Raw genomic sequence first — 11991 nt, 5'->3', positions numbered from 1 at the left:
GACCTGCATAAATTGCGCTGTCTATGATCGCTCCCCACCCGTTCGTCCTCCCGGGAGCGCACCCATGACCTTCGCCCTGCACAACGCGTCGACCACGCCCGACCGCATCGTTCATCTCCAGCTGCGTTCGGTCAACCTGCCGCTGAAGACCGCCGTGAGCGACGCCAAGGTACTGACCGGGCGGCAGAAGGCGTTGGCCGATGTCGCGCTGTTGTTCGCCGAGGTCGAGACCGAGCAGGGCGTGCGCGGCATGGGTTTCACCTACACGTTGCGCACCGGCGGTCCGGCGCAGTTCGCCTTCGCCTGCGAGGTTGCGCCGCTGTTGCTCGGTGAGGACCCTAACGACATCGCCCGGCTCTGGAGCAAGTTGGTCTGGGCTGGCGCCTCGGTGGGGCGTAGCGGTGTGTCGACCCAGGCCATCGCAGCGCTGGATACCGCCCTCTGGGATCTGAAGGCGCGTCGCGCCAACCTGCCGCTGGCCAAGCTGCTCGGCGCCCACCGCGACAGCGTGCGCTGCTACAACACCTCTGGCGGCTACCTGCAGGCCTCCGTCGAGGAGATCATCGACAAGGCCGAGGCTTCGCTGGCGCGGGGTATCGGCGGGGTGAAAATGAAGGTCGGTCACCCGGATCGTAAACTGGACCTGGCACGCGTCGCGGCGCTACGCGCGCACCTCGGCGACGACACGCCGCTGATGGTCGACGTCAACCAGCAGTGGGACCGTACCACCGCGATACGCATGGGCCGGGCCATGGAGCCGTTCGACCTGCAGTGGATCGAGGAACCGCTGGACGCCTATGACGTCGAGGGGCACGCGCAGCTTTCGGCGGCGCTGGATACCCCGGTGGGCACCGGCGAGATGCTGGTGAGCGCCGCGGAGGTGAATGCCTACGTGCAGTCCGGCGCGGTGGACGTGCTGATGCACGATGCCCCGCGGGTCGGCGGCATCACGCCGTTCCTCAAGGTGGCCAACCTGGCCGAGAGCCGCGGCATGATCCTCGCGCCGCACTTCGTCATGGAAATCCACCTGCACCTGGCGGCAGCCTACGAGCACCAGACCTGGGTGGAACACTTCGAGTGGCTGGAGCCGGCCTTCAACGAGCGACTGGAAATCCGCGACGGACGCCTGTGGCTGCCGGATCGCCCGGGCCTGGGCTTCACCCTGCACGAGCAGCTCGACGGCTGGACGGTCGCGCGCTGGGAGTGCGGCACGCGTGCGTGACGCGCTCGCTCACCCTAGGGTCTGTTCCCGTTTCACTCGCGAACCGCGGATGGCCGCCCCGCGTTCTCGCCAGAAATGGCCTGCGGTTAGGCACCGGCGCGGCCGTGAATGAAGCGGGAACAGACCCTATGGGCCGAGGGGCGCGGCCAAAGGTGGCGAAACGCTGACAGTCTTTACATCGGCTGCGGGCTCAGGCTTGTTCGCGGCGCAGCATGTAGAGGCGGAACATGACGATGCTGGGGAACAGTTGCAGCACCCCCAGCGCCAGGTCCAGGGCCACCAGCAGTAGGCTGGGGCCCTGGCGCTGGCCGAGTTCCGCCAGCCAGGCATCGGCGAGCCAGAGCGGCGCCAGTATGCACAGCAGCAACGCCAGCAGCGGCAGGAATTGCCCCTGGGTCATCGCCATGCTGCGGCGGATGGCGCTCAGCGGTGGCTCGTTCTCCAGTACCAGCAAGTACTCGGCATAGACCAGCTTGACCATCACCCAGAGCCCCGGCAGCACCAGTAGCGAGGCGCCAAGCATGATCAGCAGCGAGCTGATCCCGGCGAGCAGGGCGAACAGCGGCCAGCGTTGCAGCGCCGCCGCCCAGAGTTGTGCGTTTCCAGGTCGCTCGCCACGGCTGCGCGCGTCGAGGAACAGGATCAGCGATACCGTGTACAGCGGGTAGAACAGCAACCCCAGCGCCAGATCGTGCAACGGCGCGGGCATCTCGCCATGCCAGGCATGCCAGCCCTGGCGCGCCAGGCTTTCGAGCAGCAGCAGCGGCAGGCACAGGCCAAGGATGGAAAAGCAGTTGCGGCGGACGAAGTACCAGGCGTCGCGCAGGATCGACAGCGGATTCATGAAGCGTTCGAGGGGTGATGGGACGGGGCGCCCACTTTAGCCCAAGCCATGCAGGTCGCAAACCGCGGCGGACGCCTGAACCCTGGCGGAACGATTGTCGTTGTGTTGCCCGGATGCCTTGAAAACGCGCTGGTCAGGCGCACTCTCGAGGGTGTTTCTTCGCATCCTTCACGAGGTCATGCCATGCAATCCCAGGAACAGCAGTTGATCGACGGTCTCTTCGCGCGTCTGCGCCAGGCCGAGCAGGCGTCCGAAACACGCGATGCCGAGGCGCAGCGCCATATCGAGTCGCACCTGGCGCAGCAGCCGGCGGCGCCTTACTACATGGCGCAGGCGATCCTCGTGCAGGAGGCCGCGCTCAAGCGCCTGGAGGCCCGGGTACGGTCGCTGGAGGGCGAGGTCGAGACGCTGCGCAACGGCCGTGCGCAGGGCTCCGGTAGCTTCCTCTCCGGGCTCTTCGGTGGTGCCTCGGCGCCCGCTGCCGCGGCGTCCAATGCCGAGCGCGGCTGGCGCGAGCCCGCGCCGTCAGCGCCCTCCGCAGGCATGCCCGGGCGCGGCAGCGGCTTCCTCGGCGGCGCGCTGCAAACGGCAGCGGGGGTCGCCGGCGGGATGATGGTGGGCAACCTGCTGATGAACCTGTTCGATCACCATCGCCCGGACGATATCGTCGAGGTCATCCAGCAGCCGCCGCTGGACAACGCCTTGTCCGAGCAGCGCTGGCAGGACGGCTCGGGCTACGATGACAGCATGCAGGACGCGTCCTTCGACGATTACCCGGACGACTTCGACGACAACGGCTTCATCTGAGGGCGCGCCACGGGCGGCGGCTCGACGATTTTTCGTACAGCCCCTAAACTGCGCGCCCGCTGCCGGAGACCCCGCCATGACATTCGCCGAACTCGGTCTGCTCGACCCGTTGTTGCGCAACCTCGAAGGCCTCGGCTTCACCGCGCCCACGCCGGTGCAGGCGCAGGCGATTCCCGCCGCGCTGAAAGGCCGCGACGTCCTCGCCGCGGCGCAGACCGGCACCGGCAAGACCGCCGCCTTCGTCCTGCCGCTGGCCCAGCGCCTGCTGCAGCAGGGCGCCGCGGCGCCGGCCAATGGCGTGCGCGCGCTGGTGCTGGTGCCGACCCGTGAACTCGCCGAGCAGATCGGCCAGGCTATGCAGGGCCTGCTGGAGAACCTGCCGCTGCGGCATTACGCGGTGTACGGCGGGGTCAGCCTCAATCCGCAGATGATGACGTTGCGCAAGGGCCTCGACATCCTGGTCGCCACGCCGGGTCGGTTGCTCGACCTCTATCGGCAGAACGCCGTGCGTTTCGACGCACTGCAGGCGCTGGTGCTCGATGAAGCCGACCGCATGCTCGACCTCGGCTTCGCCGACGAACTCGACCAGTTGTTCGCCGCGCTGCCCCGGCGCCGGCAGACGCTGCTGTTTTCCGCGACCTTCTCCGAGCGCGTGCGGCAGATGGCGACCGGGTTGCTGCGCGATCCGGCGCAGATCGAGGTGGCGCCGCGCAACAGCGCCGCCAAGAGCGTGCGTCAGTGGCTCATCCCGGTGGACAAGAAGCGCAAGAGCGAGCTGTTCCTGCACCTGCTGGCGGCGCATGGCTGGCGCCAGGTGCTGGTCTTCGGCAAGACCCGCAAGGGCGTCGAGGCACTGGTGGAGATCCTGCAGGTCGAAGGCATCGCCGCCGACGCGATCCATGGCGACCGTCCGCAGGCCTCGCGCCTGCGCGCGCTGGAGCGCTTCAAGGCCGGCGAGGTGCAGGTGCTGGTGGCCACCGACGTGGCGGCGCGCGGCCTGGACATTCAGGAACTGCCGCAGGTGGTCAATCTCGACCTGCCGACGGTGGCCGAAGACTACGTGCACCGTATCGGTCGTACCGGCCGCGCCGGCGCCAGCGGCGAGGCGATCTCACTGGTGTGTGCCGATGAGGTGGACCAGTTGGCGGCCATCGAAACGTTGATCGGCCAGGTCCTGCCACGCCACGACGAAGAGGGCTTCGAGCCCGATCACCGGGTGCCGCAGACCCGTGCCGGCGGCGAAGTGCTGAAGAAACCCAAGAAGCCCAAGGTCAAGAAGGTGCCCGGACAGGCCGCCGGCAAGGGCCGCATCCATCTGGGCAACTGGTTCGAAGAAGACACCGCCGCCCCCGCGGTCAAGGCCGTGCGCCGCGCACCGGGGCTGACCAGCGCCGGCAAACCGAAGCGCAAGCCCCGCTAGCGCGGCGGCTGCATGCGCGATCTCGCCTAGGTCCGCTTGCGAGCCAGCCAGTCGAGTGCGCCCTGGGCGGCGACGCGGCCGCTGGCGAAGCAGGCGGTGAGCAGGTAGCCGCCGGTGGGCGCTTCCCAGTCGAGCATTTCGCCGGCGCAGAACACGCCGGGCAGGGCGCGCAGCATCAGCGCAGCATCCATGGCCTCGAAGCGTACTCCGCCGGCGCTGCTGATCGCTTCGTCCAGCGGGCGTGGCGCCAGCAGGCGCACGGGGAGGGCCTTGACCGCTCGCGCCAGGCGCGCGGGATCGTCGAAGGCGTCGGCGGCCAGCTCGCGCAACAGCGCCGCCTTGGCGCCGTCGAGCTTCAGTTGTCCCTGCAGGTGCCGGGACCAGGAGCGCGAGCCGCGTGGCTTGGCCAGGGCGCGTTGGATCTTCTCCAATGGCCACTGCGGCAGCAGGTCCAACTGCAGTAGTGCCTCGCCGTCGCGCTCGATGCGTCGGCGGATCGCCGCGGAAAGGGCATAGACCAGGCTGCCCTCGACGCCACCGGCGGTGAGCACGAACTCGCCGATGCGCGGCTCCTCGCCCTGCAGCGCCAGGGCCACTTGCTTGAGCGGTGCGCCGGCGAAGCGCTGGCGCAGGTGTTCGCTCCAGCCGGCAGCGTCGAAACCGCAGTTGCTCGGTGCCAGAGGCGTGACCTCGACGCCGCGCTCGGCCAGCCAGGGTTGCCAGGCGCCATCGGAGCCCAGGCGTGCCCAACTGCCGCCACCCAGGGCCAGCACGCAGGCGTCGACCTGTAGCGCGCGCTCGCCCTCGCTGCCCTGCAGGCGCAGGCTGCCGTCGGTATTCCAGCCTAGCCAGCGCTGGCGGGTGTGCAGTCGCACGCCGGCCTCACGCAGGCGGCGCAGCCAGGCGCGCAGCAGCGGGGCGGCCTTCATGTCGGTGGGGAAGACCCGTCCGGAGCTGCCGACGAAGGTGTCGATGCCCAGCCCGTGAATCCACGCGCGCAGGCGCGGGCCGTCGAAACCCGCGAGCAGTCGGCCAATCTCCTCGCGGCGCTCGCCATAACGGCCGACGAACGCGGGAAAGTCCTCCGAGTGGGTGATGTTCATGCCGCCCACGCCGGCCAGCAGGAACTTGCGGCCCAGCGAGGGCATGGCGTCGAACAGCTCCACGGCGACGCCGCCAGCGGCGAGCACCTCGGCGGCCATCAGTCCGGCGGGGCCGCCGCCGATGACGGCGACGCGGGAGGGCTGGGAGATGGACATGGACGAGCTTCACGCTGAAAACAGGGAGCACATTCTAGCGTCCCGTTCGCTACATGGCCTCCTTGATCCCGCGACGGATCAGCCAGGCGTTCACCGGTAGCGCACAAAGCAGCCCCAGCAGCATGGCCAGCTGCATCATGAACCAGAACACCGGGCCGCTCTTGGGCAACGTCTGTTCGGAGAACAGTACGAACAGACTGATCGCCATCCAGCCGTACATGCCGAGCTGCCAGGCCAGCAGCGACAGCGTGTCGGCCTTCACGGCGGCGACCAGCGCCTGCCCCGGCGAGAGCTGGTGCATCGGCTTGATGCTGAAGTACTGAAAGACGATACCCAGGGCAAACGCCAGGCACAGATCGAGTGCCCAGGTGCCGAACACCGCTTCGCCGAACAGGCTCAGGGGTACCAGCAGGACGCAGAGTTCGGCGATCAGGTCGCCCAGGGTGCAGCCGGCGCCGCAGTGGGTGGCGCCCTTGATTGCGCTCTGCCAGCCCGGTGCGCCTGCGTGGTCATGGCCATGGTGCTGCTGGTGTGGCGTCGTGCGGCCGAACCAGAGGTAGGCGAGCAGTCCCAGCGGGCCGGCCCAGAGCATGGTGATCGGCCAGACCGGGTTCATGATGGCCATCGGCTGTGGACGGCGACGCAGGTCATAGAGCGTCCAGAGCGCGCAGGCCAGGGCGATTGCCAGTGAAACGCTGGCGAGCGTGTGCAGCCAGGCGGGTGGGGACATTCCAAGGGCCCTCGTAACAAGACGTGTCAGGTGTGCTGACCCATCGCGGGGACGAGGATTCAATTCAGGCCGAATTCCCCCCAGACCTGCGCCGCGGCGTGATGCAGCAGGCCATGGCGGCGCGCGAGGGCCGCGCGGTCACGGTCGTAGCCGCCGCCGATCACGCCCAGTACGGGGATGTCGCGGCCGAGGCAGTGGCGCAGCACCGCCCGGTCGCGGGCGCTGATGCCGGCGTCGCTGAGCTCGAAGTAGCCGAGGGCGTCGGCGGCATGCACGTCGACGCCGGCGTCGTAGAGGACCAGATCGGGCTGGTGCAGCGGCAGCAGGTAGCCCAGCACCTCGTCCACCGTATGCAGGTAGTGCGCATCGCCGGTACCGCGTGGCAGAGGAATGTCCCAGTCGCTGCGGGCCTTGCGTGCGGGGAAGTTCTGCTCGCAGTGCAGCGAGACGGTGATCGCCTCGCGGTCGTCTTCGAGAATGCGCGCGGTGCCGTCACCCTGGTGCACGTCGCAATCGAAGATCAGCACCCGGTCGACGCGGCCGCTGGCCAGCAGGTAGCGGGCGATCACCGCCAGGTCGTTGAAGATGCAGAAGCCGGAGGCGAAGTCGTGATGCGCATGATGGGTGCCGCCGGCCAGGTGGCAGGCCAGGCCATGGCGCAGCGCCAGTTCGGCGGTGAGCAGCGAGCCGCCTACCGCGCGCACGGTGCGTCGTGCCAGCTCAGGGGTCCAGGGCAGGCCGAGGCGGCGCAGCTCTTCGCGGGTCATCTCGCCCTGGCAGTAGCGTTGGATATACGAACGGTCATGTGCCAGCGCGAGAATGTCTTCGGAGCACCGCTCGGGACGCTGGTAATCCTCCGCGCGACAGAGCCCGCTGGCCGTCAGATGCTCGGCGAGCAGGCGGAACTTGGCCATCGGGAAGCGATGCGCTTCGGCCAGCGGCGGGCTGTAGTCGGGGTGGTAGACCAGCGGTAGCGGCATCTCGTCTCCTAGCCAACGCCGAACGGCAGAGGGGTTGAGGTGGTCCCATGCTGGAGCAAAGCGAGCAAGGGAACAACGATGGCCGATGCAATCAGCCTGCATACTTCGCGTCTGCTGATGCGTCCGTGGCGCGACGCCGATCGCGCGGCATTCGCGGCACTGAGCGGCGATCCGCGGGTGATGGCCTATTTCCCGAGGCCGCTGACGCCGCGCGAAAGCGACGCGCAGTTGGCCGAGATGCAGGCTCATTTCGTCGAGCATGGCTATGGCTGGTGGGCGCTGCAGCTGCGCAGTGGCGGCTCGCCGATCGGCTATGCGGGGCTGCAGTGGTGCGAGTTTCCCGCACACTTCGCGCCCGCCTTGAGCATCGGCTGGCGCCTGGCCGCGGAGTACTGGGGCGAGGGCTATGCGCAGGAAGCGGCGCAGGCCGCGCTGGCCTTCGCGTTCGAGCGTCTGCAGGTCGAGGAGGTGGTCGCCTTCAGCGTGCCGGCCAACCTCTCTTCGCTGACGTTGATGGAGCGACTGGGTATGCGCTACGAGGCGCGCGACGATTTCCAGCACCCCTGGCTGCCGCCCGGTCATCCCTTGCGTCACCATCTGCTGTATCGTCTGTCGCGCCGGCAATGGAAGCGCGGCAATCACCGAGTAGCCTGATGAACACGATCCCTACGTTATGCAGCGAGCGTCTGCTGTTGCGCCCCTGGCGCGACTCGGACCGTGCGCCCTTCACCGCCCTGCACGCGGACCCGCAGGTCATGCGGCACTTCCCGGCCTGCCTCACCTGGCCGCAGAGCGAAGCGCTGGCACAGCGCATCCGCGAGCACTTCGCCCGCGAGGGCTTCGGCCTGTGGTGCGTGGAATTGCCCGGCGAGGCTGAGTTCATTGGTCTGGTGGGGCTCTGGCGGTGTGCCATCGATGCGCCGTTCGCGCCCGCGGTGGAGCTGGTCTGGCGCCTCGCCCCGCGTTATTGGGGGCAGGGCTATGCCCGCGAGGCCGCGCAGCTGTGCATCGATTTCGCCTTCGAGCGGCTCAGCGAGGAACGCCTGGTGGCCTTCGCACCGAGTTGCAACGAGCGCTCGCTGGCGCTGATGCAGCGCCTGGGCATGCAGGCAGTGGCCGACGGGGACTTCGAACATCCGGCGCTGGCGCCCGGGCATGCGCTGCGGCGTCACCAGTTGTTCGAGCTGAGCCGCCTGCAATGGCAGGCGCCGCTGCGTGCCGATCTAGGCGAGCGCCTGGGCGGCACCGTTCAGGCCGGTGGCTGTCGTCTCTGACAGCGCCTCTGGCCGATCCGCCGTTCATTCTGTTTTCTTTTATCGTCGAGCCGGGCGTGGCCGCACGTTACACTGCGCCGCATGTTTGTCGGCGGGTCGGATCGAGGAGCCCCTATGAGTCGTGTACTGGAGAATCTGGTCGCCCTGCTGAGCCTGGAGCCCATCGAGGAAAACCTGTTTCGCGGTGCCAGCCAGGATTTGGGTTTTCGCCAACTGTTCGGTGGCCAGGTGCTGGGCCAGTCGCTGGCCGCGGCCAGCCACACCGTGGAGGGAGAGCGCAAGGTGCACTCGCTGCACGGCTACTTCCTGCGCCCTGGCGACGCCAATCTGCCGATCGTCTACCAGGTCGATCGCGTGCGTGACGGCGGCAGCTTCAGCACCCGCCGTGTCTCCGCGATCCAGAAGGGACAGACCATCTTCTTCTGCAGCGCATCGTTCCAGGGAGAGGAGGAGGGCTTTGCCCACCAGCACGTGAGCATGCCCGACGTGGCGGGGCCTGATGGGCTGGCGAACGAGGTGGAACTGGCTGCGCGCATCGCCGATCGGCTGCCCGAGCGCCTGCGCGAAGCCGCGCTCTCGCCCAAACCCATCGAGGTGCGTCCGGTGACGCTGCGCGACCCGTTTTCACCGCAGCCCCAGGATCCGGTCAAGCAGGTCTGGTTTCGCGCCTCGGGCACGCTGCCGGATGATCCCGCGCTGCATCGCTACTTGCTTGCCTACGCCTCCGACTTCGGTCTGCTGACCACCTCGCTGTTGCCCCATGGCGCGACCTTCTGGGATCGCGACATGCAGATCGCCAGCATCGACCACGCGCTGTGGTTTCACAGCGAGCTGCGCATGGACGACTGGCTGCTCTATGTCATGGACAGCCCCTGGGCCGGCAATTCGCGAGGCTTCAACCGTGCCAGCATCTTCGACCGCAGTGGCCGGCTGGTGGCTTCGGTCGCTCAGGAGGGGCTCATCCGCCGTCGCGAGGCGCGCCGGTGAACCTGCGCGAGGCGCGGCATTGGGTATTCGACATGGATGGCACCCTGACGGTTGCTGTGCATGACTTCGCGGCGATCCGCCGTGCCCTGGAGATTCCGGCGCAGGATGACATCCTCGACCACCTCGCGGCGCTGCCCGCCGAGCAGGCGACGGCCAAGCGTGCCTGGCTACTCGAGCACGAGCGCGAGTTGGCGCGCTCGGCCAATCTCGCCCACGGTGCCGCCGATCTGGTGCAGTACCTTTGCGAGGAGGGTTGCCAGGTCGGCATCCTCACGCGCAACGCCCGCGAGCTGGCTTTCATCACCCTGGAAGCGATCGGCCTGGCCGACTGTTTCGCCGAGGGCGACGTGCTGGGGCGCGACGAAGCCCCGCCCAAGCCGCGTCCGGCGGGCCTGCTGCAACTGGCCGAGCGCTGGCAGGTACAGCCGCAGGCGCTGGTGATGGTCGGCGACTTCCGTCATGACCTGGAGTGCGCCCGCGCAGCCGGGGCGCGCTCCGTGCTGGTCGGCCCGGAAAACCTCTGGCCGGAGCTGACCGACCTGCACGTCGCCGATTGCGCCGCGTTGCGCGCGCTGCTCGAATCCTGAACCGTCGCATGCCGGCTAGGTAGGCCTGTGAGGTGGAGAATCGCTCGGCGAGCCTCCACCTGATCTGGCGTTGGAGCGCCTGACTTAACCGGCCAGCACCGCATCCACCAGCGCCTTGGCTTCGCTCTGGATGCGCGAAAGGTGCGCCTCGCCGTCGAAGCTCTCGGCGTAGATCTTGTAGACGTCCTCAGTGCCCGACGGTCGTGCGGCGAACCAGCCGTTGGCGGTTTCCACTTTCAGCCCGCCGATGGCCGCGCCGTTGCCCGGTGCATGGGTGAGGATGCGGGTGATCGGCTGGCCGGCGAGTTCAGTGGCCGTGACCTGTTCGGCGGAGAGCTTGCCCAGACGCGCCTTCTGCTCGCGGTCGGCGGCGGCGTCGATGCGCTGGTAGACCGGCGCGCCGAAGCGTTCGGTGAGTTCGCGGTAACGATCGCCCGGGTCCTTGCCGGTCACCGCCGTGAGTTCGGCGGCGAGCAGGCCGAGGATCAGGCCGTCCTTGTCGGTCGACCAGGGCGCGCCGTTCATGCGCAGGAACGAGGCGCCGGCGGATTCCTCGCCACCAAAACCCAGCGAGCCTTCCAGCAGGCCGTCGACGAACCATTTGAAGCCCACCGGCACTTCCACCAGCGGTCGACCGATGCCGACGGCGACGCGGTCGATCATCGACGAGGACACCAGGGTCTTGCCGATGCCGGCGCTGGCCGACCACTGTGGGCGGTGGGTGAACAGGTAGTCGATGGCCACCGCGAGGTAGTGGTTGGGATTCAGCAGGCCCGTGGAGCGGGCGACGATACCGTGGCGGTCGTGGTCGGTGTCGCAGGCGAAGGCGACGTCGAACGTGTCCTTGTTGGCGATCAGCCCGGCCATGGCGTAGGGCGAGCTGCAATCCATGCGGATCTTGCCGTCCCAGTCCTGGTGCATGAAGCGGAAGGTGCCGTCGACCTCGCTGGACAGCACCTGCAGCGGCAGGCCATAGCGCTCGGCGATGCGTGGCCAATAGTGCACACCGGCGCCGCCGAGCGGGTCCACCGCGAGGCGCAGGCCGGAGTCGCGGATCGCCGCCAGGTCGATGACCTGGGCGAGACCGCCGACGTAGTGATCGATGAAGTCGAAGCGGCGGGTGGTCGGGGCTTTCAGCGCCTGCTCGAAGGCGACGCGCTTGACGCCCTTGAGCTCGGCGCCGAGCAGTTCGTTGGCGCGGTTCTGGATCCAGCGGGTGACGTCGGTGTCCGCCGGACCGCCGTGGGGCGGGTTGTACTTGAAGCCGCCGTCCTGCGGCGGGTTGTGCGAGGGGGTGATGACGATCCCGTCGGCCAGCCCGTCGCGCCGATCGCGGTTGTAGTCGAGGATGGCGTTGGACAGCGCCGGCGTCGGCGTGTAGCCGGGCTGCCCGGCGGTCTCACTACAACCGGCGTCGATCAGCGCATGCACGCCGTTGCCGGCGAGCACTTCCAGTGCCGAGGCGAAGGCCGGCTCGGACAGCGCATGGGTGTCCATGCCGAGGAACAGCGGACCGTCGATGCCTTGCCCTGCGCGGTAATCGCAGATCGCCTGGGTGGTGGCGAGGATGTGCCATTCGTTGAAGCTGCCCTTGAGCGAGGACCCGCGATGCCCGGAGGTGCCGAAGGCGACCTGCTGCGCCGGGTCGCTGACGTCCGGGCGCAGGTTGTAGTAGCGCGAGACCAGCCGTGGCAGGTTGGTCAGCTCGTGTGCGGCGGGCAACTGGCCGGCGCTCGGGGCGATGCTCATGGGGCGTTCCTTCGTAGGCATGCGATAAAAACCCGACAAGCTGAACATGCCCTCGGGCGCCAGGCAAGGGGACTGCATTGCCCTAGGGATGTTCCATCGTCGCGGGCGGGCTGGAATAATGCGCGGCGCATT

The 11991-nt window shown here is 68.3% G+C and carries 12 protein-coding genes; 7 read left to right on the top strand and 5 right to left on the bottom strand.

The annotated features are described in order from the left end of the window. Nucleotides 1-64 precede the first annotated feature (64 nt). The gene (locus tag ACYRGX_RS21065) at nucleotides 65-1222 is read left to right on the top strand and encodes an L-talarate/galactarate dehydratase (protein ID WP_473054370.1); all 1158 of its coding nucleotides are present in this window, start codon (nucleotides 65-67) and stop codon (nucleotides 1220-1222) included. 190 nt (nucleotides 1223-1412) lie between these two features. Here ACYRGX_RS21065 and ACYRGX_RS21060 read toward each other — a convergent pair whose 3' ends face one another. Then, on the bottom strand, nucleotides 1413-2066 hold the full coding sequence (locus ACYRGX_RS21060) for a hypothetical protein (protein ID WP_473054369.1): 654 nt from the start codon (nucleotides 2064-2066) through the stop codon (nucleotides 1413-1415). A 183-nt stretch (nucleotides 2067-2249) separates the two neighbouring features. On the opposite strand from ACYRGX_RS21060, the gene ACYRGX_RS21055 reads away from it, so the two are divergent. Together ACYRGX_RS21055 and ACYRGX_RS21050 are read left to right on the top strand one after the other, a co-directional pair. After that, nucleotides 2250-2873: a DUF2076 domain-containing protein gene (locus ACYRGX_RS21055; RefSeq protein ID WP_473054368.1), complete on the top strand. Its 624-nt coding sequence runs from the start codon at nucleotides 2250-2252 to the stop codon at nucleotides 2871-2873. A 76-nt stretch (nucleotides 2874-2949) separates the two neighbouring features. After that, nucleotides 2950-4293 (top strand): DEAD/DEAH box helicase, encoded by a 1344-nt coding sequence (locus ACYRGX_RS21050; protein ID WP_473054367.1) that lies wholly within the window; start codon nucleotides 2950-2952, stop codon nucleotides 4291-4293. A gap of 26 nt (nucleotides 4294-4319) precedes the next feature. Here ACYRGX_RS21050 and ACYRGX_RS21045 read toward each other — a convergent pair whose 3' ends face one another. Genes ACYRGX_RS21045 through ACYRGX_RS21035 form a run of 3 tightly spaced genes read right to left on the bottom strand, consistent with a single transcriptional unit; the run spans nucleotide 4320 to nucleotide 7262 of the window. Next, complete coding sequence (locus tag ACYRGX_RS21045) at nucleotides 4320-5552, bottom strand: TIGR03862 family flavoprotein (RefSeq protein ID WP_473054366.1); 1233 nt, start codon at nucleotides 5550-5552, stop codon at nucleotides 4320-4322. A gap of 49 nt (nucleotides 5553-5601) precedes the next feature. Further along, on the bottom strand, nucleotides 5602-6282 hold the full coding sequence (locus tag ACYRGX_RS21040) for a DUF4396 domain-containing protein (protein WP_473054365.1): 681 nt from the start codon (nucleotides 6280-6282) through the stop codon (nucleotides 5602-5604). A 59-nt stretch (nucleotides 6283-6341) separates the two neighbouring features. Further along, nucleotides 6342-7262 (bottom strand): histone deacetylase family protein, encoded by a 921-nt coding sequence (locus ACYRGX_RS21035; protein WP_473054364.1) that lies wholly within the window; start codon nucleotides 7260-7262, stop codon nucleotides 6342-6344. Nucleotides 7263-7340: 78 nt separating this feature from the next. Here ACYRGX_RS21035 and ACYRGX_RS21030 point away from each other — a divergent pair, with 78 nt between their 5' ends. The 4 genes from ACYRGX_RS21030 (at nucleotide 7341) to ACYRGX_RS21015 (ending at nucleotide 10110) form a co-directional block, all read left to right on the top strand. Next, nucleotides 7341-7916 carry a GNAT family N-acetyltransferase gene (locus ACYRGX_RS21030; protein WP_473054363.1) on the top strand — a complete coding sequence of 192 codons (576 nt, stop codon included), beginning with the start codon at nucleotides 7341-7343 and terminating at the stop codon, nucleotides 7914-7916. Next, on the top strand, nucleotides 7916-8536 hold the full coding sequence (locus tag ACYRGX_RS21025) for a GNAT family N-acetyltransferase (protein ID WP_473054362.1): 621 nt from the start codon (nucleotides 7916-7918) through the stop codon (nucleotides 8534-8536). The genes ACYRGX_RS21030 and ACYRGX_RS21025 overlap by 1 nt, the downstream gene beginning before the upstream one ends. Nucleotides 8537-8650: 114 nt before the next feature. Beyond that, the gene (gene tesB / locus ACYRGX_RS21020; RefSeq protein ID WP_473054361.1) at nucleotides 8651-9523 is read left to right on the top strand and encodes an acyl-CoA thioesterase II; all 873 of its coding nucleotides are present in this window, start codon (nucleotides 8651-8653) and stop codon (nucleotides 9521-9523) included. Continuing rightward, nucleotides 9520-10110: an HAD family hydrolase gene (locus ACYRGX_RS21015; protein ID WP_473054360.1), complete on the top strand. Its 591-nt coding sequence runs from the start codon at nucleotides 9520-9522 to the stop codon at nucleotides 10108-10110. The genes tesB and ACYRGX_RS21015 overlap by 4 nt, the downstream gene beginning before the upstream one ends. 84 nt (nucleotides 10111-10194) lie before the next feature. Here ACYRGX_RS21015 and pgm read toward each other — a convergent pair whose 3' ends face one another. Next, complete coding sequence (gene pgm, locus ACYRGX_RS21010) at nucleotides 10195-11859, bottom strand: phosphoglucomutase (alpha-D-glucose-1,6-bisphosphate-dependent) (RefSeq protein ID WP_473054359.1); 1665 nt, start codon at nucleotides 11857-11859, stop codon at nucleotides 10195-10197. Nucleotides 11860-11991: the final 132 nt, after the last annotated feature.

It is taken from the genome of Pseudomonas sp. R4-15 (genome assembly GCF_055768815.1).
Note: the sequence above shows the minus strand (reverse complement) of the source record. Positions and strands in the feature narration are given on the sequence as shown.